The organism is Streptomyces fradiae (assembly GCF_041270065.1).
GTDB lineage: Bacteria > Actinomycetota > Actinomycetes > Streptomycetales > Streptomycetaceae > Streptomyces.
In genome coordinates this window covers 88,988-110,429 of the sequence record NZ_CP065958.1, presented here as the reverse complement: position 1 = coordinate 110,429, position 21,442 = coordinate 88,988, and the positions used below count along the sequence as shown (strand labels likewise).

The 21,442-nt window shown below is 73.4% G+C and carries 19 protein-coding genes; 5 read left to right on the top strand and 14 right to left on the bottom strand.

Annotation, left to right across the window (positions count from 1 at the left end):
- The first annotated feature begins 127 nt into the window (after positions 1-127).
- Entirely contained in the window at positions 128-841 is a 714-nt protein-coding gene (locus JAO84_RS00450) for a DUF2993 domain-containing protein (protein WP_370409357.1), read from the top strand.
- Positions 838-1,782 carry an endonuclease/exonuclease/phosphatase family protein gene (locus tag JAO84_RS00445; RefSeq protein ID WP_370409356.1) on the top strand — a complete coding sequence of 315 codons (945 nt, stop codon included), beginning with the start codon at positions 838-840 and terminating at the stop codon, positions 1,780-1,782. The genes JAO84_RS00450 and JAO84_RS00445 overlap by 4 nt, the downstream gene beginning before the upstream one ends.
- On the opposite strand, the gene JAO84_RS00440 is transcribed toward JAO84_RS00445, so the two are convergent.
- From JAO84_RS00440 to JAO84_RS00425, 4 genes are all read right to left on the bottom strand, one after another.
- On the bottom strand, positions 1,769-3,172 hold the full coding sequence (locus JAO84_RS00440; protein ID WP_370409355.1) for a GH1 family beta-glucosidase: 1,404 nt from the start codon (positions 3,170-3,172) through the stop codon (positions 1,769-1,771). The two genes, JAO84_RS00445 and JAO84_RS00440, sit on opposite strands and share 14 nt — an antisense overlap.
- 82 nt (positions 3,173-3,254) lie before the next feature.
- Positions 3,255-4,163 (bottom strand): carbohydrate ABC transporter permease, encoded by a 909-nt coding sequence (locus JAO84_RS00435; protein ID WP_370409354.1) that lies wholly within the window; start codon positions 4,161-4,163, stop codon positions 3,255-3,257.
- The gene (locus JAO84_RS00430) at positions 4,160-5,113 is read right to left on the bottom strand and encodes a carbohydrate ABC transporter permease (RefSeq protein ID WP_370409353.1); all 954 of its coding nucleotides are present in this window, start codon (positions 5,111-5,113) and stop codon (positions 4,160-4,162) included. Before JAO84_RS00430 ends, JAO84_RS00435 begins: the two co-directional genes overlap by 4 nt.
- 134 nt (positions 5,114-5,247) lie before the next feature.
- Positions 5,248-6,570, bottom strand: coding sequence for an extracellular solute-binding protein (locus JAO84_RS00425; protein ID WP_370409352.1), 1,323 nt, complete (start codon positions 6,568-6,570; stop codon positions 5,248-5,250).
- Between the two features lie 302 nt (positions 6,571-6,872).
- Between JAO84_RS00425 and JAO84_RS00420 the strand changes: the two genes are divergently transcribed.
- Positions 6,873-9,674 carry a glycosyl hydrolase gene (locus tag JAO84_RS00420; RefSeq protein ID WP_370409351.1) on the top strand — a complete coding sequence of 934 codons (2,802 nt, stop codon included), beginning with the start codon at positions 6,873-6,875 and terminating at the stop codon, positions 9,672-9,674.
- Positions 9,675-9,771: 97 nt separating this feature from the next.
- Here JAO84_RS00420 and JAO84_RS00415 read toward each other — a convergent pair whose 3' ends face one another.
- Positions 9,772-10,797 carry a LacI family DNA-binding transcriptional regulator gene (locus tag JAO84_RS00415; protein WP_370416619.1) on the bottom strand — a complete coding sequence of 342 codons (1,026 nt, stop codon included), beginning with the start codon at positions 10,795-10,797 and terminating at the stop codon, positions 9,772-9,774.
- A gap of 280 nt (positions 10,798-11,077) precedes the next feature.
- Here JAO84_RS00415 and JAO84_RS00410 point away from each other — a divergent pair, with 280 nt between their 5' ends.
- Positions 11,078-11,710 (top strand): ClpP family protease, encoded by a 633-nt coding sequence (locus JAO84_RS00410; RefSeq protein WP_370409350.1) that lies wholly within the window; start codon positions 11,078-11,080, stop codon positions 11,708-11,710.
- A gap of 18 nt (positions 11,711-11,728) precedes the next feature.
- Here JAO84_RS00410 and JAO84_RS00405 read toward each other — a convergent pair whose 3' ends face one another.
- The gene (locus tag JAO84_RS00405) at positions 11,729-12,910 is read right to left on the bottom strand and encodes a M20 family metallopeptidase (protein WP_370409349.1); all 1,182 of its coding nucleotides are present in this window, start codon (positions 12,908-12,910) and stop codon (positions 11,729-11,731) included.
- Positions 12,911-13,003: 93 nt separating this feature from the next.
- Here JAO84_RS00405 and JAO84_RS00400 point away from each other — a divergent pair, with 93 nt between their 5' ends.
- Positions 13,004-13,540 (top strand): hypothetical protein, encoded by a 537-nt coding sequence (locus tag JAO84_RS00400; protein WP_370409348.1) that lies wholly within the window; start codon positions 13,004-13,006, stop codon positions 13,538-13,540.
- 24 nt (positions 13,541-13,564) lie between these two features.
- Here the strand turns inward: JAO84_RS00400 and JAO84_RS00395 are convergent, their stop codons facing one another.
- The 8 genes from JAO84_RS00395 to JAO84_RS00360 all read right to left on the bottom strand — a co-directional run bounded on the left by JAO84_RS00395 (position 13,565) and on the right by JAO84_RS00360 (position 21,290).
- Positions 13,565-14,710: an RNA polymerase sigma factor gene (locus JAO84_RS00395; protein WP_370409347.1), complete on the bottom strand. Its 1,146-nt coding sequence runs from the start codon at positions 14,708-14,710 to the stop codon at positions 13,565-13,567.
- A gap of 2 nt (positions 14,711-14,712) precedes the next feature.
- A complete protein-coding gene (locus JAO84_RS00390; protein WP_370409346.1) occupies positions 14,713-15,120 on the bottom strand; it encodes a YciI family protein in 408 nt (135 codons plus the stop codon).
- Positions 15,121-15,798: 678 nt separating this feature from the next.
- Positions 15,799-16,353, bottom strand: coding sequence for a Clp protease N-terminal domain-containing protein (locus tag JAO84_RS00385; protein ID WP_370409345.1), 555 nt, complete (start codon positions 16,351-16,353; stop codon positions 15,799-15,801).
- Complete coding sequence (locus tag JAO84_RS00380) at positions 16,354-16,563, bottom strand: helix-turn-helix domain-containing protein (RefSeq protein ID WP_265865807.1); 210 nt, start codon at positions 16,561-16,563, stop codon at positions 16,354-16,356.
- Positions 16,564-16,595: 32 nt separating this feature from the next.
- Complete coding sequence (locus JAO84_RS00375) at positions 16,596-17,678, bottom strand: NUDIX domain-containing protein (protein ID WP_370409344.1); 1,083 nt, start codon at positions 17,676-17,678, stop codon at positions 16,596-16,598.
- 119 nt (positions 17,679-17,797) lie between these two features.
- Positions 17,798-18,577, bottom strand: coding sequence for a methyltransferase domain-containing protein (locus JAO84_RS00370; RefSeq protein ID WP_370409343.1), 780 nt, complete (start codon positions 18,575-18,577; stop codon positions 17,798-17,800).
- Positions 18,574-19,182, bottom strand: a complete 609-nt coding sequence (locus tag JAO84_RS00365; RefSeq protein WP_370409342.1) for an NUDIX domain-containing protein — start codon at positions 19,180-19,182, stop codon at positions 18,574-18,576. The genes JAO84_RS00370 and JAO84_RS00365 overlap by 4 nt, the downstream gene beginning before the upstream one ends.
- Before the next feature lie 98 nt (positions 19,183-19,280).
- Entirely contained in the window at positions 19,281-21,290 is a 2,010-nt protein-coding gene (locus JAO84_RS00360; protein ID WP_370409341.1) for an ATP-binding cassette domain-containing protein, read from the bottom strand.
- Between the last annotated feature and the right edge of the window lie 152 nt (positions 21,291-21,442).

The following is a 21,442-nucleotide window of genomic DNA, read 5'->3' as shown; positions in this document are numbered from 1 at the left end:
GTGGAAGCCGTCGGTTCCCCCACGTCACTCGCGCCACACCCGTGCGACATAGGATCGAGACCCGGCCGTGTGGCCGGTGACCAGCCGGGCCCGTCGGGGGCGCGGTGCGAAACGGGGGAGTACGGGGATGGGACGGCGCTGGGTCAAGGTGCTGCTGATCGTGTTCGTCATACTCGCGGGGCTGTTCGTCGCGGTGGACCGGATCGCCGTGCACTACGCGGAGAAGGAGGCCGTCGCCCTCGCGCAGGAGAAGTACGGCTACAGCAACTCGACGAACAGCTCCGTCGAGCTGTCGATCCACGGCTTCCCCTTCCTCACCCAGGCCGCCTCCCTCGAGTTCGACCACGTCAGCCTGACCGCCGGGAACTTCTCGGTCAACACCACCGCGAACGCCCAGGGCGACCACCTCACCATCCGCCGGCTCGAACTGGAACTGCACGACCTGGCCGCCGGCTCGATCTCCTCCCGCCGCGTCGACGCGAACCTGGTCACCGGCCGCGCGACGATCGGTTACGCGGACCTCTCCGGCGTCCTGTCCCGGCTGACCGACCAGGGCGGCGCCCTCACCGTCAAGCAGGACCCCACCGCCTCCTCCGGCGGGAACACCGCCACCGAGGCGCCGCTGCGCGTGACGGGCACCAAGGACGGGCGGACGATGGAGACCGCGGCGAGCATCTCGGTGGCCGCCGACGAGTTCGAGCTCCGCGTCCCGGAGCTCGCGCCCCAGCCGTACACCTGGCGCATCCCGCTCCCGCAGAACATCAACATCACCGCCGTCCGCTCCACCGCGGACGGGGTCGAGTTCGAGCTGACCGGCCACCAGGTCGTCCTCGGCGGATGACCCGCACAAAGGGCCGGACACCCGCCCAGGGCAGGGGCCTCGCGGTCGCCGCACTGCTGACCGCGGCGCTCCTCGCCTGCCACCGGGCGGTCCCGAACTCCCCGGGACGCCTGGGCAGCCTGCTCGAAGCCTTCCTGCCGTGGCTCGGCCTGGTGATCGTGGTGCTGTTCGCCTGGGCCCTGCTGCGCCGTTCCGTCCTCGCCCTGGTCGCCCTGCTGCTTCCGGTGGCGGCCTGGACGTACCTCTTCGCCGGGCTGTGGCTGCCCGGGCCGGACGCCCGGCCGGGCGACCTGACCGTGGTGCAGCACAACGTCAGCGACGAGAACGCCGACCCGGCCGGCACGGCCCGGGCCCTGGCCGCCGACCGACCCGACCTCATCGCCCTCGAGGAGCTGCTGCCGGCGGCCCTGCCCGCCTACGAGCAGGCCCTGGCCGCCGCGTACCCGTATCACGCCGTCCAGGGCACCGTCGGTCTGTGGTCGAGGCATCCGCTGACCGGCGTGCGGCCGGTGGACATCAAACCCCGGGAGATCACCGAGAGTTGGAGCCGCGGGCTACGGGCCGAGGTGCGCACGCCGCACGGCGTCGTCGCCGCGTACGTGGCGCACCTTCCCTCCGTACGGATCGGGGTACGGGGCTTCGCCTCCGCCTGGCGCGACGAGAGCGCCCGGCTCCTGGGCCGGGCGATCGCGGACGAGGAGCAGTCGGCGGTCGTCCTGCTCGGCGACCTCAACGGCACCGTCGACGACCGCGGCCTCGCCCCGCTCACCTCCCGCCTGAACGTGGCGGAACGGGGCTTCGCCCTCAGCTTCCCCGCCGCCTTCCCGGTGGCACGGATCGACCAGGTCATGGCCCGCGCCGGCACCGTCGGGCACATCCGCACCCTGCCCGCCACCGGCAGCGACCACCTGCCCGTCGCCGCCCGCATCAGCTGGGCGTGAGCAGACCGCCGCGGGCGATGACGTCCGCGTACCAGCGGGCGCTGTCCTTCAACGTGCGCCGCTGCGTGGCGAAGTCGACGTGCACGATCCCGAACCGTTTGCTGTAGCCGTACGCCCACTCGAAGTTGTCGAGCAGCGACCACAGGAAATAGCCGCGCACATCGGCTCCGTCCGCCAACGCGCGGTGCACGGCGCCCAGATGGGCGTGCAGATACGCCACCCGCTCGGGGTCCTTCACCTGGCCGGACGGGTCGGCGTAGTCGTCGTACGCCGCGCCGTTCTCCGTGACGAGCAGCGGCACGCCCGGCAGGTCGTCGCGCAGCCGTACGAGCAGTTCGTACAGTCCGTCCGCGTCGACCGGCCAGTCCATGGCCGTGCGTGGTCCGGCCACCGGCACGAACCGCACATGCCGCTCCGCGCCCGCCCACGGCGACGGCTCCCCGGAGTCGTCGGCGCCCCCGGGATCAGCGGCGGCGACCTCGGTGGGGGAGTAGTAGTTGATGCCGAGCGAGTCGATCGGAGCGGCCGCCGTCGCGAGATCCCCGTCCCGTACGAAGGACCAGTCGGTGACCGCTGCGGTGTCCTCGACCAGGTCCTTCGGCAGACGCCCGTGGAACACCGGGTCGAGGAAGATCCGGTTGGCGACCGCGTCGATCCGGCGGGCCGCGTCACGGTCGCGCGGATCGTCCGAAGACGCCCGCAGCGCCTGCAGGTTGAGGGTGAGCGACACCTCGGCTGCCGTAGCCGACGGCAGTGCGTCGCGCAGCGCGCCGACCGCCAGGCCGTGTGCCAGGTTGAGGTGGTGGGCGGCCCGCAGTGCGGCGACATCGCTGGTGCGGCCCGGGGCGTGCACCCCGCTGCCGTACCCCAGGAACGCGGCGCACCAGGGTTCGTTGAGCGTCGTCCAGGTCGCCACCCGGTCGCCGAGCGCCTCGGCCGCGAGGCCCGCGTACTCGGCGAAGCGGTACGCGGTCTCCCGCTGCGGCCAGCCGCCCGCGTCCTCCAACTCCTGTGGCAGATCCCAGTGGTAGAGGGTGGCCACCGGCCGGATCCCCGCCTCGCGCAGCCCGTCCGCGAGCCGCCGGTAGAAGTCCAGGCCCTTCTGGACGGCCGGGCCCCGGCCCGTCGGCTGCACGCGCGGCCACGCGATCGAGAAGCGGTAGTCCGTCACGCCGAGCCGGCGAAGGAGCGCGATGTCCTCGGCCGTCCGGTGGTAGTGGTCGGCGGCGATGTCGCCGGTGTCGCCGTTGCGGACCCGGCCCGGCGTGCGGCTGAAGGTGTCCCAGATGGACGGCGTACGGCCGTCCTCGCGGGCGGCTCCCTCGATCTGGTAGGCGGCGGTGGCGGTGCCCCAGCGGAACCCGGGCGGGAAGCGGAGCGGCATGGTCATGAGGACACGACTCCCGGAGAGAGAAGAGAAGGCCGATGCGATACGGAAGGGAAGGGGGCGCGGGCGGGGCGTCGCCCGCGGGTCAGCCCTTGACAGCGCCCTGCATGATCCCGCCGACGATCTGCCGGCCGAGCAGGCCGAAGACGAGCAGCACGGGCAGGGTGCCGAGCAGGGTGCCCGCCATGATCACGGACTGGTCGTTGACGTAACCGCCCCCGAGCTGCCGCAGCGCGACCTGCACGGTCGGCTCCGAGGAGGAGAGGGCGACGACGGGCCAGAAGAAGTCGTTCCAGGCCGTCATGAAGGTGAGCAGACCGAGCACGGCCATGCCGGGCCGGGCGATCGGGATCACGATCGACCAGAAGATCCGGCCGGTGGAGGCGCCGTCGACCCGGGCCGCCTCGATCAGTTCGTCCGGCAGCGACTGCACCAGATACTGCCGCATGAAGAACACGCCGAACGCGGAGACGAGGCCGGGCAGGATGACGGCCTGGAGCTGGTTCACCCACTGCAGCTTCGCGATCAGCATGAAGAGCGGGATCACGCCGAGCTGCGGCGGGATCATCATGGTGCCGACGGTGACCGCGAGCAGCGCGCCCCGGCCGCGGAAGCGCAGCTTGGCGAAGGCGAACCCGGCGAGGGTGCAGCACAGCACCGTGCCCAGGGTGATCGACCCGGACACGATCAGGGAGTTGAGGAGCGCCTTGCCGATGTCGGCCTCCTCCGTCACCGCCTGGATGTTGCGGGCCAGGTTCGGGCCGGGCAGGAGCGCCGGCGGCACCTTCGCCAGGTCGGCGTTGGAGCGGCTGGCCGCCACCAGCGTCCAGTAGAACGGGAACGCCGAGACCAGGACCGCGAGGCCGAGGAACGTGTACGCCAGCTTCCCGCCGCGCAGGGTCCGGCCGGCGCCCGAGCGGCGCCGGCCCCGCCGGGCAGTGCGGTCCGGTGCGGGCTCCCGGACGGGCGGGGGCGGTGCGGCGAGCGCGGTCATCGGCCGGCCTCCTTGCGCGAACGGCGCCGTACGATCAGGGCGTTGGCCCCGACCACCAGCAGGATCAGCAGGAACATCACCCAGGCGATCGCCGCCGCCCGCCCCAGGTGGAAGAAACCCCAGCCCTGCTCGTACAGATAGAGCCCGAGCGTCTGGTACTGGTGCGAGATGCCGCCCGACACCGAACCCTCGAAGAGCAGCGGCTCGCCGAAGAGCTGGGTCGCGCCGATCGTCGACACGACGACCGTGAACACGATCGTGGGCCGGAGCCCGGGCAGGGTCACATGCCAGAACTGGCGCCACCGCGAGGCCCCGTCCATCTCCGCCGCCTCGTACAGCTCCCGGGGAATGGACTGCATGCCCGCCAGATAGATCAGCGCGTTGTAGCCGGTCCAGCGCCAGATCACGATCGTGGAGACCGCGACCTGGGAGGCCACCGTGCCGGTCTGCCAGTCCACCGGGTCGATGCCGACGAGCCCGAGCACGACGTTGACCAGGCCGAAGTCACGGCCGAAGAGCTGCGCGAAGACGAGGGTCGCGGCGGCGACGGAGGTCGCGTACGGCAGCAGCATCGCCGTGCGGAAGAACGTCCGCCCGCGCAACCGGTAGTTGAGCAGATGGGCGAGACCCAGCGCCATCACCAGCTGGGGCACGGTGGACAGCACCCCGATGGTGAAGGTGTTGCGCAGCGCCGTCCAGAAGTAGGAGTCGCCGAGCAGCGCGGTGTAGTTGCCGAGTCCGCGCCACTCCATCTCGCCAGGCGTCTGCAGCTCCACCCGGTACAGCGACACGAACGCCGTGTAGAGCAGCGGGAAGAGCCCGAAGGCGGCGAAGAGGGTGAAGAAGGGCGCGAGGTACGCGTACGGGGAGGCCTTCCGCCAGGCGCGCCGCAGCGCGGGCGGAGGGCTCACCGCCCTCGGTCCGGTGGTCGTCGGTGCGGTCAGGGTCACGCTGCGGCCCTTCGGGGGAGGGGTGACGGGCGGGAGAGGCGGGGCCCCCGCCCGGGGGAGGGCGGGCGGGGGCCGTAGCCGGAGCCGGGGCGCCGGACGGGGGAGGGGGGAGCGGACGGGGGAGCCGACGTGGCTCAGCCGATGGTGTTCTCGACACCCTTCCGGGCGTTCGCCCAGGCGGCCTCGGGGTCCGTGCCCTTGCGCTCGACCTCGCCGAGGGCGTTGGTGATCTGCTGGGCCACGCTCTGGTCGTGCACGCCGAGCACCTGCACGGGGGCGGCCTTCGCCGCGTCGCCGAAGATGCTGCCGATGGGCGCGCCGGAGAAGTACGGGTCGGTCGCGCCGGCGATCTGGCCGATGGCGGCGGTGGCGGAGGGGAAGCTGCCCTGCTTCTGGAACAGCCGGGCCTGCTGGGCGGGCGCCGTGAGCCAGGCGATCAGCTCGTAGGCCTCCTTCTTGTGCTTCGCGGCGCGCGGCACGGTGAGGTAGGAGCCGCCCCAGTTGCCGGCGCCGCCGGGCAGCTTCGCGATGTCCCACTTGCCCTTGCCCGCGTCACCGGCCTGGCCCTTGATGTAGCCGAGCATCCAGGCGGGGCAGGGGAGGGTGGCGAAGGAGCCGGCGGTGAAGGCCTGGTTCCACTGCGGCGACCACTGGTCGAGCTTGGCGCTGAGCCCGTCGTGGGCCGCCGTCACGGAGGTGTCCCAGGCGGTCTTCAGGGCCGGGTTGGTGTCCCAGATCAGCTTGCCGGAGGCGTCGTAGTAGCGCTCCTTCTGCTGGCCGATCATCACCGAGTAGAGGCTGCCGACGCTGTCCAGCCAGGCGCTCTTGGCCGGAGCCTTCGCCTTGTACTGCCGGCCGAGGTCGAGGTAGCCGTCCCAGGTGGACCACTTGCGCGCCAGTTCCTCGCGGTCGGTGGGCAGGCCGGCCGCGGCGAGGAGGTCGCTGCGGTAGCACATCGCCTCCGGGCCGACGTCCGTGCCGAGGCCGAGCACCTCGCCGTTCTTCCCGGTGGCGGCCGTCCACTTGGCCTCCGGGAACTGGCTCTTGAGCTTGTCCGCGCCGTGCTTGCGCAGATCCTCGAAGCGGTCGGCCTGCTGCTGGGCGACGGAGGCGATCCGGCCCACCTCGACGGCCTGGACGTCGGCGAGACCGCCGCCGCCGGCAAGCCGGGTCTGCAGCGACTTCCAGTAGTCGGCCTCGTCCTCGGTGTCGGTCTGCTTGATGGTCACACCGGGGTGCAGCTTCTCGTACTCGGCGTAGAGCCCGGACTCCTGATAGCCGAAGGAACCGAACAGGTCCACGGTGAGCGTGACCTCGCCGCCCGCGCTGTCGGAGGCGCCGTCCGGCGAACCTCCGCAGGCGGCGAGCAGGACCCCGGCGAGCGCGACCGCCCCCAGGCGGACGGCGGCCTTGCCGGCGGCTCCCGCGGTTCTTCCGGCGGCTCGGGCAGTGGGCATGGGAAGTCTCCCTTGGCTTCGGGACCGAACGAGAAAGCGTGATGACGAACGTGTGCCTGAGAGCGCTCTCAAGCTGCGAGGGGAGCGTGCCCGTGGTGGGCGCTTTCCGTCAAGAGTCGAACGCGTAACGGCCCTGAAACCGCACGGACTTCAGATGTTGCGTCATGTATTGACACCAGTGTTCGAGGCGTCCTACGTTTCCAGCCGTCTGAGAGCGCTCTCACCTGCCCTCACTCACCTGACTCACCGCACGTCGCCACCCGCACGTCGTCACCCCACCTGCCGACCCGAGGTGTTTCCCCATGCGAGTCCCCCACCCGCGCTCCGGCGCCTCGCTCCTCCTGGCCGCCACCCTGGCCGCCGCCCTCGCCGCATACGGCCTGGGTCCCGGTGCGGCCCCCGCGGCCGCAGCCACCGTCCCCGTGGGCGCCGGAAGCTACTCCGACACCCGCCCGGCCGGCACCTCCGGCCCCACCACCAACACCGGCACCCCGGTCACCCCCAAGGTCACCGCGGCCGCCCATGGCAAACCCGTCCCCACCAACGACTGGTGGTCCTCACTCGCCTTCCAGCGCTACGGGGACAACCCCTGGTCGACCCCCATGTACGGGCACCCGCTCACCTATCAGGCCACCGCCGGCGGCCTCGACATCGGCTACCCCACCAGCCCCGCGATCGTGGGCGACGGGCGCCAGTACGAGTTCGCCCACAAGCGCGACCTCACCGTCGGCCTCGCCGGGCTCAACGCCCCCGACACCAGGGCCGACGCCTGGTCCGACTGGACCGTCACCCCCTACTGGTCCGACGGCACCCGCACCCTGCGCACCACCATCGGCCACGGCAGCCCCTTCGTGTACGCCCAGGGCACCGGCGGCAACGCCCAGGTCACCACCGCCGGCACCCCCGCCGTCTTCGCCGACCAGGGCAACGTCCTCGGCGTCACCGTCGCCGGCCACCACTACGCCCTGTTCGCACCCACCGGCAGCGACTGGACCGTCAGCGGCACCACCATCAGCGCCGGGCTCGGCGGCAGGAACTACTTCTCCGTCGCCGTGCTGCCCTCCACCGACGCGCTCGCCACCTACCGGAAGTACGCCTTCAGCTTCGTCACCGGCTCCCGCGTCGACTGGAGCGCCACCGGCGGCACCGTCCGCGCCACCTACACCCTCACCACCGAGGCCAAGGAGGGCACCGAACGCGGCACCCTCCAGGCCCTCTACCGCCACCAGTGGCTGCACACCACCGACGCCCTCACCCCGTACACGTACGTCTCCCCGCGCGGCACCATGAAGGTCCGCGAGGCCACCGCCTTCACCACCGTCCAGAAGGCCGCCCCCGTCCTGCCCGCGCTGCCCCGCACCGACGCCGTCGACACCGCCCGGCTGCGCGGCCATCTGAACGAGGTCGTCAACTCCGCCGACCCGCTCAACGGGGCCGTCGACACCTACTGGACCGGCAAAGCCCTCGGCCGGCTCGCCCAACTCGTGCCCGTCGCCGACCAGATCGGCGAGACCGCGACGCGCGACCGGCTCCTCGCCCTGCTCAAGGGCCGCCTGCAGGACTGGTTCACCGCCGGCGGCGCCAACGAGTTCGCGTACGACCAGAACTGGCGCACCCTGATCGGCTACCCCGCCTCGTACGGCAGCGACACCGAACTCAACGACCACCACTTCCACTACGGCTACTACGTCCTTGCCGCCGCGATCGTCGCCCAGTACGACCCGGGCTGGGCCGCCGACTCCGCCTGGGGCGGCATGGTCAAGACGCTGATCCGCGACACCGCCAACCCCAGCCGTACCGACGGTGCCTTCCCCTTCCTGCGCGGCTTCGACGTCTACGCCGGCCACAGCTGGGCCTCCGGACACCAGGGCTTCGCCGCCGGCAACAACCAGGAATCGTCCTCGGAGTCCACCAACCTCAGCGCCGCGCTCGTGCTGTGGGGCTCCGCCACCGGCGACACCACCCTGCGCGACCTCGGCAGCTATCTCCTCGCCACCGAGGGCGAGGCCGTCGCCCAGTACTGGTTCGACGCCGACCAGCAGGTCTTCCCCGGCTCCTTCGCCCACGACACCGTCGGCATGGTGTGGGGGAGCGGCGCCGCCTACGCCACCTGGTGGACCGCCAACCCCGAGGAGATCCACGGCATCAACGTCCTTCCGATGACCGGAGGTTCGCTTCAGCTCGCCGCCCGCAAGGACGCCGTCCGCCGCAACATCGCCGAGATGGAACGCGAGAACGGCGGCCCCGCCGTCGAATGGCGCGACATCCTCTGGGAGTTCCAGTCGCTCGCCGACCCCGCGACCGCCCGCGCCAAGTGGGACGCCGGCAACGCCGCGTACACCCCGGAGGCGGGCGAGTCCAAGGCCCACACCTACCACTGGATCACCACCCTCGACGCCCTCGGCGCCCCCGACCCGTCGGTCACTGGCGATCTGCCGACCTCCGCCGTGTTCACCAAGAACGGCGTCCGCACCTACGCCGCCCACAACCACGGCGCCACCGCCCGCACCGTCACCTTCTCCGACGGCAAGACCCTCACCGTCCCCGCTTGGTCCACCGCCACCGGAACCGGCACCGGCGGCACCGACCCCGACCCCGACCCCGATCCCGACCCGCAGCCGTCCACCGGCAACACCTTCCGCCCGCGCTCCGGCGGCACCCTCAGCACCGCCACCGACGGCACGGCCGGCAGCGACACCATCCCTTCGGCCGGCGGCACCAACCACGACGGCACCCCGTACCGCCCGCTCGTCTACGAGGCCCGTGGCGTCAACGGCACGCTGAGGGCGGGCGGTTCGACCGCCTTCCGGCTCCCGGTGGACGCCGGCACCGCCGTCGGCCTCGGCCAGCAGGTCCGCGTCAGCTACGACCTCACCGGCGACGGCACCTTCGAACGCATCGAGACCTACCACTACTTCGCCACCGACCCGGTGACCGGCTGGGAGGAGTACAACCAGAACCGCGGCCTGCAGGCCGCCACCGGCACCCTCGGCAACCTGACCGGCGGCACCGTACGCCTGGAGGTCTGGAGCGCCATCGGCAACGCCGACTCCCGGCTGCGGACCGGCGCGGCGGACTCCGTCCTGGTCATTCCGTACGACTGAGACGGGGTCCCACTGGGAGGGGGCGGCGGCGTGGCCACGGCGGCCACGCCGCCGCCCTGCTGTCCTGCCCGCCGTACCGCCCTTCCGTCCCTCCGCGTCAGGCCGAGGCCCGCCGCACCAGACGTGTCTCCGTGATCACCGACGCCGTCGCCGCGTCCGCCGCCCCGTCGAGCAGCCGCATGAGCAGCCGGACCATCAACCGCCCCATGCCCTCGATGTCCTGACGGACCGTCGTCAGCGCGGGATCGGTCTCCCGCACCACCGACTCCATGTCGTCGAAACCGACCACCGCGATGTCCTCCGGCACCCGGACCCCGCGCTCGCGCAGCGTCCGCAGCGCGCCCGCCGCCATCAGGTCGTTCGACGCGAAGACGGCATCGACGTCCGGCCGCCGGTCGAGCAGCTCGGCCATCGCGCGAGCCCCGCTCTCCCGCGTGAAGTCGCCCTGGCACAGCAGCTCGGGATCGGCGTCCACCAGCACGTCGTGATACCCGGCGATCCGGTCGAGCGCCGAGGTCTGGTCGCGCGGACCCGCGAGATGCGCGATCCGCTCCCGCCCAAGCGACACCAGGTGCCGCACCGCGTCCCGCGCCCCGCCCCGGTTGTCGCAGTCGACATACGGCACGGCCGGCCCCGAGGCCGCCGGCCGGCCCCCGAACACCGCGGGGACGCGGCTCCGCGCGATCAGCGCCGGCAGCCGGTCGTCGCTGTGCAGCGAGAACGCGAGCGCCCCGTCCACATGCCCGCCGTCCAGATAGCGCGCGATCCGCCCGTGGTCCCCGGGACCCTCCACCCACAGCAGCACGAGCTGGGTGTCACGGGCGGTCAGCTCCCGGCTGATGCCGCGCACCTGCTGCTCGAAGAACGGATCGGAGAAGATCCGGAACTCCGGCTCCGCGATGATGACCGCGACCGCGCCCTGCCGCCGTGTCACCAGGGAACGCGCGGCCTGGTTCGGTACGTAGCCGAGCTCCTCGACCGCCTCGCGCACCCGGTCCACCAGCGGCTGCCGCACGCCCGCGCCGCCGTTGACGACCCGCGAGACCGTCGCACGGGACACCCCGGCCCGCGCCGCGACGGCCTCCAGGGTGGGGCGGGACGACTCCGTGGTCTCCTCGGGCAAGGCAGGCACTCCCCGTTCCTCCGTTCCGGACGGCCGGTCCGACGCCGATCAGGATAGACGCTGCACGGCAGGCTCTGAGAGCGCTCCCAGCATGCGGGGCGCGCACCCCGCGCGGCTACTCCGATCGGCTGGCGGCTGTGATGCCGGGCGGAGCGCAGGGAACGCCTGCAGAGGTACGCCGTACGAGGGCGGTACGGGCCTTCGCCCCGCTGTCCGGTCCGTCGCCCGCCCCCGCTCCGCCCCGCTCCACCCGCCCCGCGCCGCAGGAGGGAACCCCGGTATGACCCCTGCCCCCGACGAGCCGACCGGCGGTCCCGGTACGGGCGCTTCCGGCGGCGCCGGCGGTTCCGGCAGTTCCGGCAGTCCCGAGCCGGACCCCGTCGTCGAGCGGCTGCTGCGGCACGGCATCGTCCACATCAGCGAGCCGATCACCGGCGCGACCGCCGACCGCGTCACCGCCGAGCTGCTCCTCCTCGCCGCCGAGAACGACCGCCCGATCACCCTCTACATCAACTCGCCCGGCGGATCCGTCCCCGCCGGCATGGCGATCTACGACGTCATACGGCACATCGGCAACGACGTCGTCACCATCGGCCTCGGCTACTGCGCCTCGATGGCCCAGTTCCTGGTCTCCGCCGGCACCCCCGGCAAGCGCTACGCCCTCCCCAACGCCCGCATGATGCTCCACCTGCCGGACTTCGCCCAGCCCCCCACCGGCACCGCCGAGGGCACCAGCCACGAGGAACTGCGCTACAGCCGCGACCGTATCGCCGACCTGCTCGCGGACTTCACCCACCGCGAAGTCGCCCAGGTGGTACGGGACTTCGCCGACGACCGCTGGCTCACCCCGGCGGAGGCCATGGAGTACGGCCTCATCGACCGCGTTCTCGACACCGCCTCGCCCGCGCCCTGACGGACCGGGGGACCGGGGTCAGTCCGCCGCGCCGAGCAGGCCGAGCACGGCCCGGCGGTACACGGCGTACACCGCCGGCAGCTCGGCCAGCGAGGCCCGCTCGTCGATCCCGTGCAGCCCCTCGTACGGGACACCGAACCCGGCCGTCGCCGGGATCCCCGCACCGGCGAGCAGATTCCCGATGTTCGACGGCCCCGCGGTCTTCGCCCGCACCACCAGCCCGGCGTCCCGCGCGGCACCGAGCAGCGCCGCCGCGGGCTGCCGCCCGGCGTCGAGCCGGTACGCCGGCCAGTCCGTCACCTCGGCGATCCCGGTCGGCCGCGGCCCGGGCCGTACGGCATCGAGCGCGGCGACCTCCCGCCGTACGAGACCGGCGGCCGCCCCCGCACCGAACTCCGGCGTCGTCCGCACGTCGACGTTGACGTCCACCCGGTCCGGGGTGACGGAGAAGCCCTCGCCGCCGTGGAACGAGGTCACCGTCAGCTTCGGGCCGAGCGGAAAGCCGGAGTCCCGGTCCGGGCCGGGGAGTTCGGCGGCGTCGAGCAGACCGACGAGATGCGCGGCCCGCCCGATCGCCCCGACGGCCGTCCGCCGCGCACCGGAATGCCCGGCCTCGCCGTACACCGTGAGCGTCGCCCGCCACAGCCCTCGCCCGCCCACGACGACCTCGTCCAGGCCCGGATAGCCGATCAGCACCCCGGCCGGCTTCGGGGTCCGCGGATCGGCGAGGTACGCGCGGGCGCCCCCGAAACCACCCGTGTGCTCGTCCACGTCGAGCAGGACGGCCAGCCCGCCGGCGAACTCCTCCGCGCGCGGCGCGAGATCGGCGGCGAGGTGACAGAACAGCGCCGCGGCCAGCTTCGAGTCGGCCGCCCCGCGCCCGAGCAGCCACCCGTCACGCACCTCCCCGGACGTGGGGGAGAACGACCAGCGGCCGGTGTCCCCGAACGGCGCGGTGTCCACACACGCGTCCAGCACCCACCAAGGCCCCGGCCGCCCGCCCCGGACCTCGACGAGCACCCCGACGGCCTGCTCGTCGGTCGAGGTCAGCCGCCGATGGGGCAACCCCCGCTCGCCGAGCCAGCCCTCAAGGACCTCGAGCACCGGCCCGTACGGGTCGACCCCACCCCGGCTCGGCCGCCGCACGAGCTCCTGCGCGAGCTCGACCACGGCTCCGACGTCGGCCGGTGTCCGCCGCATGCTTCCTCCTCGTGGACGGCTGCGCGGGAGCAAGCCTCGCATGTGCGAGGGTCGGACGTCCCAGTCCACCGCCACCCGGAGAAGACCGACGTGATGAACCAGGCCGCGGCCCTCACCCGATTCGGATACCTGGCGCGGCTGAGAGCCTTCGGGCGGCACGTCGGCTCCGACCAGCTCATCCAGGCGGGCCTCGACGCGCTGCTCGTCGGCGTCGACAGCCCGTCGCTGCCGGAGCTCGCCGGCCTTCTGCGGAGCGAGGAGCCCGAGGCACCGGAGCTCTTCGAACGGGTCCTCGACGAACTCGGGCTCGCCTTCCGCGCGCCCGCGGAGCCCCGGGCCGCCGCCTGGGCCTTCGCCCTCTGGACGGCCGAGCAGATGGTCGACGGCTCGCTCGACCCCGCCTCCGGCGCGTACCTGATCCGGGCCGAGGTCGCCGACGAGCTGGGCCGCCCCGAGGAGCTGGACGCGCTGATCGACTGCTCGGTGACACTCGACTCCTGGGAGGAGTCCTGGGGCGTCGCCGTCGAAGTCCTGGAGACGGAGGCCATCGAGGCGGCCAGGGCGCTGCTGCGCGGCAGGGGTACGGACGGGGAGCGGGCCCTTGCCCCGGAGCCGGACCCGGGGAACTGATCCGGCATGTACTCCGCCCGCCCGTCACCCCCGCAGCCGGGTGTTGAGCCGCGCCGCCTGCCGGGTCAGATAGTCCCGCTCGGCGAGGTTCGGCGCCTGGTGGGCCGCGTCCGCGTACAGCCGCGCCGCCGTCGTCAGGTCACCGGCGCGCTCGTGGAGGTAGGCGGCGGCCGCGGCGTACCGGGGCAGCGCGGAGTCGAGGTCCGCGAGGGCGGCGAGGCCCGCGCGCGGACCGTCGGCCTCGCCGACGGCGACGGCGCGGTTGAGCCGGACGACCGGGCTGTCGTTGAACCGCGCCAGCTCGTCGTACCACTCCACGATCTGCACCCAGTCCGTCTCCCCGGCCGTCGGCGCGTCCGCGTGCAGCGCCGCGATCGCCGCCTGCGCCTGGAACTCGCCCAGCCGGTCCCGGGCCAGCGCCGCCTGCAGGATCTCCACCCCCTCGGCGATCAGCGTCGTGTCCCACCGGCGCCGGTCCTGCTCGGCGAGCGGTACGAGACCGCCGTCGGGTCCCGTCCGGCTCGCCCGCCGCGCGTGATGGAGCAGCATCAGGGCGAGCAGCCCCGCCACCTCGGGGTGGTCGATCGCCGCCGCCAGCTGCCGGGTGAGCCGGATCGCCTCCGCGGCGAGGTCGACGTCACCCGAATAGCCCTCGTTGAACACCAGGTAGAGGACCCGCAGCACCGTCCCGACATCCCCCGGCCGGTCGAACCGCACGTCCGAGACCGTCCGCTTGGCGCGGCTGATGCGCTGCGCCATCGTCGCCTCGGGCACCAGATACGCCGCGGCGATCTGGCGTGTCGTCAGCCCGCCCACGGCGCGCAGCGTCAGCGCGACCGCGGACGACGGCGACAGCGACGGGTGCGCGCACAGGAAGTAGAGCCGCAGCGTGTCGTCCGCCTGCGCGGCGGGCCCGGGCTCCGGCTCCACCTCCACACGTTCCTCGCGCCGCCGCCGGGCGGCGTCCGCCCGCGTCGCGTCGAGGAACTTGCGCCAGGCCACCGTCACCAGCCAGCCCTTCGGATCGCGCGGCGGCTCGGCCGGCCACACCCGCACCGCCTCCACCAGCGCGTCCTGCACGGCGTCCTCGGCCGCCGCGAAATCGGCTCCGCGGCGGACGAGGACCGTGAGCACGCCCGGCGTCAGACGGCGCAGCAGCGCCTCGTCCATGATCACTCCGTGACGGTGGGCGGCTCGGTGAGGAAGGGGCGCAGCTCCAGCCACTCGTGGATCGGCTCCCCGCCCGCCCCCGGCGCCGCCGACAGCTCGCCCGCGAGCTCGACCGCCCGCTCGTACGAGTCGACGTCGATCACCATCCACCCCGCGATGAGGTCCTTCGTCTCGGCGAACGGCCCGTCGGTGACCGGCGGCCGCCCCTCCCCGTCGTACCTCACCCACGCCCCCTCGGGCGCCAGCGCCTGCCCGTCGACGAACTCGCCGGTCTTCTCCAGGCGCGCCGCGAAGTCGTGCATGTACTGCATGTGAGCCGTGATCTCGTCCGGCGTCCACTGGTCCATGGGGACGCAGTTGACCGCGTCCGGAGCGCCGCGGTAGTGCTTCAGAAGCAGGTACTTGGCCATGATCTCTCTCCTCGGTGCGGTGCGACCATTCTGGTCGCGTTCACACCGGGGACGGAGCCGGCCACGCGTTCTCGACACCACCGGCCAAGATTTTTTTCCGGGCGTCGCTGCGCGCCGCCTCCGGCCGTACGCGGTGTCCTACGGGAGAGGTACCCGGTGACGCACGGTGACGGCTCCATGCCGACCTGGAACCGTGCCCGGTGGGGCAGTGCGAGGAGGGCCTGCGCCGCCTCGATCTTCCCGGCCCGGCCGGGCCGGGAGTGGTGCCGCGCTGCGGGCGGTGGAACGGACGCGGCCCGCGTGCTCCGTCGCCGCCGAAATCGCCGCCGCAGGTGGCGTCGACGGCGAGACGGGCACCCGTCTCCGGGAGTTGACGGAGCGTCGCTGCCCGGCACGCCGCCCTGCTGCCCGAGCCCGGCCCCGACGGCCTGCCCGGCCGCGCGCGGCTCACCCGGGAGCGGCCCCGGCACGGTCTCGGCGGCCTGTTCCGCCCGAGCCCCGGCCGCCCGGCGGGACGGGCTGCTCGCGGCGGGGCTCCTCGGCGGCTCGCCGCCGCCCGCCGCACCGGCGCCCCGCCCGCGCCGTCCTCGGGACCTCGTACACGCCCGACTCGGCTTGGGGTCCCGACTCGACGGTGGACGCACTGCTCACCGGGCGGGACACGGCCGGCGTGGCCCGCTAGCCCGTGAGCTCGCGCTCTGCCCGTTCGTAGGTGACGCCGTGGTCCGCCAGGACCTCGGACACGGGCCCCGGGCGGGCGATGAGCGCGAGAACGAGATGCCGGGAGCCGATCTCCTTGTCCTTGCGCCCGAGGGCGATCCGCAAGGACTTCTCGAGGACCTGCTTGCTCTCCGTCGTGAACGGACGATGGGTCCGCGGCCCGGGCTCCCGCCGCCCGAACAGCCCCGCGCCGCGCCCCCGGCCGCGCGGCGCGGACGCGCTCAGCGCGCCCTCGCCGTGGGTCTCCTCGACCCGCGCCACCACCTCGGTGAGATCGATCCCCAGTCCGGCGAGCGCCTCCTCGTCCGCCTTCGACAACCCGCCGCGGCGCCGCGCCTCGACCAGCCCGGCCCGTACGGCCGCCCGATCCACCCCGAGCGGATCGAGCGCCCCCTGCTCCAGCAGAGCCAGCAACAGATGCTCCTCCGCCACCATCGCGGCCTCGGCGTGCGCGGCCTCCACCTGGGCGCCGACCACCGCCGACCGCGCCGCCGCCGTGAACCTCTCGAACATCTACGACCTCCCGTACTTCTTGTGCACGGCCTGCCTGCTGACTCCCAACTCGGCCGCGATCTCCTGCCACGACCACCCCTGCGCCCGCGCGCTGCGCACCTGCACGGACTCCAACTGCTCCAACAACCGCCGCAACGCGGCCACGGCCCGCAACCCCACACGGGGGTCCCGGTCGCCGGCGCGGCTGGCCAGATCGGTCGCCTCACTCATGCATGTCAACTTAGGTTGACGCGAGAGTCTTGTCAACTCAAGTTGACGTCCGGTCGCGCCGGAGCCGTCGCCGCGCAGACCTCGGTGACGGCCTGGCGGGCCGCCCGGGGAATCCCGAGGCGTTCCCGGGCGCGATGGACGGCGGTCAGCTGCTCGGTGCCCGACGCTCCCCAGTCGAAGAGCTCGAGCGCCTGCTCCGGCGTGGCGAGGACGCGCACGGACGCGGCGCCGGTGACCGGATGCGGCTGCGCGGGGCCGAGTTCGGTGAGCGCGGCGGCGTAGCGGACCCGGGCGACGCGCTCACCGGGGGCGGTCAGATGGCCCAGCATCACGAGGTCCCCGAACTCCGCGCCGGCCTCCTCGGCGACCGCGCGCACCAGGACGCCCACCGGATCCCCGTCGTCCGCCGCCCCGGCCGTCCCGCCCGGCAGGCGCGCGGCGCCCGTCGCCGAGTCGAGCAACACCAGTACGCGCCCGTCGGGGGCGAACAACCACCCCCACGACTCCCGCACCGCGAGCCCGTCCGGCACGGGACCGGCGCGGAAGGGGAAGCGGTGCCGGGCCCGCGGGGTCCGCAGGACGCCCACACGGTCGAGGACGGTCGGCACGATCGGCAGCCCGTCCTCAAGCAACACCGCGCCCGCGCCGTTCACCCGCGCCCGGAGCGCGGACAGCGCGCGGCGTGCGTCGCGCGGCGCCATCAGCTCCGGCAGCCGGGACGGCTCGACGAACTCGATGCCCCTGATCTCCTGCTCCGGCAGCCGGATCGCGCCGATCCGCTCCTCGTCCCAGGTCCCGCCGTCGAAGAAATGCAGCAGTTCTCCGGGAAACCGCATGGCCGCCGGCGCCCCGACGCTCCCCGCCGACACCCAGTCCACGGCCAGCCCGCGCTCGACCACCACCGCCACTCCGAGCTCCTCCATCACCTCGCGGGCGGCGCCCTGGGCGGGTGACTCGCCCGGGTCGACGCCGCCGCCCGGCAGCAGACAGGTCTCCAGATAGTCGACGTGCTGGACCAGCACCTCGCCGTACCCGTTGGTGATCAGCACGGACGTCCCGGCCCACAGGGCGGCCGAAGCGCGCAACGCGCCGTACTCCTCGTCGGTCATGGTCATGCTGCTCCGATCATCGAGCCGTTGAAGGGGGAGGAGAGGAGGAGGTGAGAGTTGCGGCGGATACGTTCGCAGCGCGGGGCGGCCGGAGTGCGGCGCCCCGTGCCGGCTGCTCGTCACGATCACGACGGCCGCCGGGAGCCAGGGCGGCGGGCCAGGGTGTGCACGAGCCGTCCCAGTTGCCGGTACGGATCCCTTGCCGACGCGGCCCATTCCGTCTCCAGCGCGAGCGCGTACTCCTCCGGGCCCGGCGCCCAGTCGTCCCGGTGGTCGTGGAAGACCCGCACGCCCTGCCACGGCAGCGGCACCAGCCCGTGCGCGGCCGCGAGCCGGTCGAGCTCCTCGGCGGTGTCCCCGCGCGTCGCAAGGTCGAGGTTCCCGAGGCTCGTTGCAGCGCCCCGTTCGATGAGCCCGCGCGCGGCCGCGTACTCGCCGCGCAGGGCCTCCCGTACACCGATCGCGGCACGGTTCTTGGTCAGGACGCTCAGCACGCCGCCGGGCGCGACCAGCCCGGCCAGCCGGGCGATCGCCGCCCCCGGCTCGTCCAGATAGATCAGCACACCGTGGCAGCACACCGCGTCGAACTGCTCCGCCCCGAAGGGCAGCTCGTGCAGGCCCGCCTCCAGGAAGCCGACGCGCGGGGCGAGTTCGGGCCGGGCGCGCAGACGTTGCGCCGCGGCGGCGAGCATGCCGGCGGACGGATCGGCGGCCGTCACCCGGTGTCCCGCCGCGGCCAGCCGCAGGGACATCTCACCGTCGCCGCAGCCCACGTCGAGCACCCGCGAGGGCCCGTCCGGCAGTTCGGCCAGCACCCTGCGGGCCACGAGGTCGTGGCGCAGACGCCCCCGCGCACTGCCGGAATGCTCGGCATAGTCCCGCCCCACCCGCGCGAAGTCCGTCACCGCCCGGCCCAGCCCATCTCGGTGTAGGGCCGGCCGGCGCGCATGCCGTCGAGCGCCGCCCGGGTGTACGGCACGAGCGCGTCCGGCAGCCCCTGGGCATCCCACCACCGCCAGGCCTCGCACTTGTCCGGCTCGCGCAGCTCGGGGGTCCCCTCCCACCGTCGGGCCCGGAAGAAGAGCTGGATGCGCGGCCGCTCCCCGGGCCCGTCGACCAGGTGCACGGTGTGGACGAGCTCGAGGTCGCCCGGCTCGATCACCAGCCCGGCCTCCTCCTGCGCCTCGCGCACCAGGCACGCCGTCGCCGCCTCGTCCTCGCAGTGCCCCGCCAAGGCGTGCCAGAGACCGCCCGCGAACGCCGAGTCCGGATGACGCAGCCCCAGCAGGACCTTGCCCTCGCGCTCCAGGACGAGATGCACGCCGACCACATGCAGCACGGTCCCGGCCGGCGCGCCCGGCTTCACCCGCCGCCCGTCTCCGCCACCCGATACCCGGTGCTCCACCTCGTACGGCTCGATGCCTGGGATGTCCGGGCCGGTCTTCGCCTCGGTCTCCGGAGCCTCGGCGGCGGAGGCCAGGGCGCGGACGTGCGGGAGGGAAGGCGACATGGCGGAACCTCGCAGCAGAGTCATGAACGGGAAGGGGTGCCGGGCCGGGCCGACGGGGGCGCGCACCGAGGGCGTGCGCGGTGAGCGCGGGCCGGTTCTCAGGGGACCGCCCCTTCCTCGGTCGGCGCCTCGGTGGACCGGTAGCCCGCGGCCTGGAGGGCGAACATCCGGGCGTACACGCCGCCGAGCCGCATGAGCTCCTCGTGGGACCCCGACTCGATGACGCGGCCCTCGGTGAAGACGTAGATCCGGTCGCACTCGACCACGCTGGCGAGCCGGTGCGAGATGAGGACCGTGATCTGGTCCTCCCGGAGCCGGCCGCGCAGCACCGCCTCGTAGACGGCGTGCTCGGAGGGCGGGTCCATGCTCGCGGTCGGCTCGTCCAGCAGGAGCAGCGGTGCGTTCTTGTACAGGCCACGCGCGACGGCGATCTTGGCCCACTGCCCGCCCGAGAGCTCGTGCCCGCCGCGGAACCGCTTGCTCAGCACCGCCTCCCACCGCTCCGGAAGCCCGGCGATCACCTCGTCCGCACCCGCGGCACGGGCGGCGGCCAGGGCCCGTTCGGGATCGGCCTCGGTGAGACTGCCCGTCGACACCGTGATGTTGGACAGCGCGCTGAAGGGATAGTGCACGGGATCCTGCAGCACGCACGCGACCTGCCGCTGCAGCGACTGCGCGTCCATGTCGCGCACGTCCACCCCGTCCCAGCACATCCGGCCCTCCTGCAGCTCGTGCAGTCCGGCCAGGACCTTGGCGCAGGTGCTCTTCCCCGAGCCGTTGGGGCCGACGAACGCGATCCGTTCGCCCGCCGTGAGCGTCATCGACACTCCGCGCAGCGCCGGGGTGTCCTTCCCGGCGTACGTGAACCGGGCGTCCTCCAGCGCCACCGTGCCCAGCCGCGCGGGGGCCCGCACCTCGGCGGTGCGCTGCTGCAGGCCCCGGCAGCGCGCCTGCACGGCCAGCAGGTCGTCGACCCACATCGCGTGCTCGTACACGAGGTGTGCGACCTCCACGAGGCGGGTGAGCGCGCTCTGTCCGGCCTGGACGGCCAGCACCGCGCCGGCGCCGGCGGCGAGCGGCAGCCACCCGGCGATCAGCATGGCGCCGAGCGCGCAGTACGTGATCCCGGTGCCGAGTCCGCCGACCGTGCGGCCGGCCAGGTTCAGCCAGGCCGCGCGGACCCCCAGACGGGTGTCCTCCTCGGCGATCCGGACGACCAGCCGCCCGTGCTCGTTTAGGAGCGCCTGCTGCGCGGTGTCCGAGCGCAGCTCGGCGGCCGCGTCCTGGTCGAGCAGCAGCCAGGAGAAGACGCGGACGCGCCGCTGCAGCGCGTTCCACCGCCGGAACGAGTGGAACCTGGCCCGGGCGCTGCGCACCGCCGCCGCGCCGACCGGCAGGACGGACAGCAGGAGCAGCGGCAGCAGCGCGGGATGCAGAACGCCGAGCACACCGGCGGTGCCCGCCAGGCCGAGGAGCGCGGAGGCGAGGGCGACGACCTGGCCGACGATCTGCCGGGCGTAGAACAGGCCGCGGTCGTTGGCCCGGTAGACCTCGTCGTGCCAGTCGGGGTCCTCGACCGCCTCCAGGCGCACGTTCGCGGTCAGCTGGAAGAACTCCCGCTCCAGCGCGGTCCTGATCTTGGGCGTCACACGCGCCTGGGCGACCGCGACCACAGCCTCAAGCAAGGCCCTCGCGGCGAGGAACCCCACCACCAGCAGGAGTTGCGGCACGGCCGCGTACACCCGGTCGGGTGTCGGCCCCTCGGCGAACAGCTTCTGCAGGACCCCCACGGACGCCACGAGCCCGAGCGCGCTCATCGCGGCGGAGACGAGCTGGCAGACCACGACGGTCGCGGTCGCGCGGGCGTCGGCCCGCCAGGCGAGCCGCCCGATCAGCCGGGTGATCCGCGGCAGTCCGACGAGAACCTGGCGCACCGTCGCCCGGGCCGCGGCCTCGTCGTGGACCGACCAGTACGTGTCCTTCATCTCGTCGGCCAGATCGCCGTCCCGAGACCCCACGTGCACGGTCCTGGGCGGCGGCGGAAGCGGCTCCGCCCGGGGAGCGGGCACGGTGCCTTCGACGGCGGTCCCGCCGTTCTGCTGGTTCATGCTGGCCACCTCGCAGGTGAACGGTGTGTCGTGAGGATCAACGACGGCACCCACCCGCTCGAACACATGTGTTTCGGTCGGGCCGCGAACCCCGTGAACAAGCGAAAGTACGTTCGTGCCCGCTACACCGACCGCGTGGTTACGGGCACGAG

Excerpts from the sequence above, each read along its gene's own strand:
- JAO84_RS00375 (WP_370409344.1), bottom strand. The coding sequence starts at position 17,678 with ATGACCATGACCGACGAGGAGTACGGCGCGTTGCGCGCTTCGGCCGCC.
- JAO84_RS00405 (WP_370409349.1), bottom strand. The coding sequence starts at position 12,910 with ATGCGGCGGACACCGGCCGACGTCGGAGCCGTGGTCGAGCTCGCGCAG.
- JAO84_RS00400 (WP_370409348.1), top strand. The coding sequence starts at position 13,004 with ATGAACCAGGCCGCGGCCCTCACCCGATTCGGATACCTGGCGCGGCTG.
- JAO84_RS00390 (WP_370409346.1), bottom strand. The coding sequence starts at position 15,120 with ATGGCCAAGTACCTGCTTCTGAAGCACTACCGCGGCGCTCCGGACGCG.
- JAO84_RS00440 (WP_370409355.1), bottom strand. The coding sequence starts at position 3,172 with ATGACCATGCCGCTCCGCTTCCCGCCCGGGTTCCGCTGGGGCACCGCC.
- JAO84_RS00385 (WP_370409345.1), bottom strand. The coding sequence starts at position 16,353 with ATGTTCGAGAGGTTCACGGCGGCGGCGCGGTCGGCGGTGGTCGGCGCC.
- JAO84_RS00395 (WP_370409347.1), bottom strand. The coding sequence starts at position 14,710 with ATGGACGAGGCGCTGCTGCGCCGTCTGACGCCGGGCGTGCTCACGGTC.
- JAO84_RS00380 (WP_265865807.1), bottom strand. The coding sequence starts at position 16,563 with ATGAGTGAGGCGACCGATCTGGCCAGCCGCGCCGGCGACCGGGACCCC.
- JAO84_RS00445 (WP_370409356.1), top strand. The coding sequence starts at position 838 with ATGACCCGCACAAAGGGCCGGACACCCGCCCAGGGCAGGGGCCTCGCG.
- JAO84_RS00360 (WP_370409341.1), bottom strand. The coding sequence starts at position 21,290 with ATGAACCAGCAGAACGGCGGGACCGCCGTCGAAGGCACCGTGCCCGCT.
- JAO84_RS00365 (WP_370409342.1), bottom strand. The coding sequence starts at position 19,182 with ATGTCGCCTTCCCTCCCGCACGTCCGCGCCCTGGCCTCCGCCGCCGAG.
- JAO84_RS00425 (WP_370409352.1), bottom strand. The coding sequence starts at position 6,570 with ATGCCCACTGCCCGAGCCGCCGGAAGAACCGCGGGAGCCGCCGGCAAG.
- JAO84_RS00450 (WP_370409357.1), top strand. The coding sequence starts at position 128 with ATGGGACGGCGCTGGGTCAAGGTGCTGCTGATCGTGTTCGTCATACTC.
- JAO84_RS00435 (WP_370409354.1), bottom strand. The coding sequence starts at position 4,163 with ATGACCGCGCTCGCCGCACCGCCCCCGCCCGTCCGGGAGCCCGCACCG.
- JAO84_RS00410 (WP_370409350.1), top strand. The coding sequence starts at position 11,078 with ATGACCCCTGCCCCCGACGAGCCGACCGGCGGTCCCGGTACGGGCGCT.
- JAO84_RS00420 (WP_370409351.1), top strand. The coding sequence starts at position 6,873 with ATGCGAGTCCCCCACCCGCGCTCCGGCGCCTCGCTCCTCCTGGCCGCC.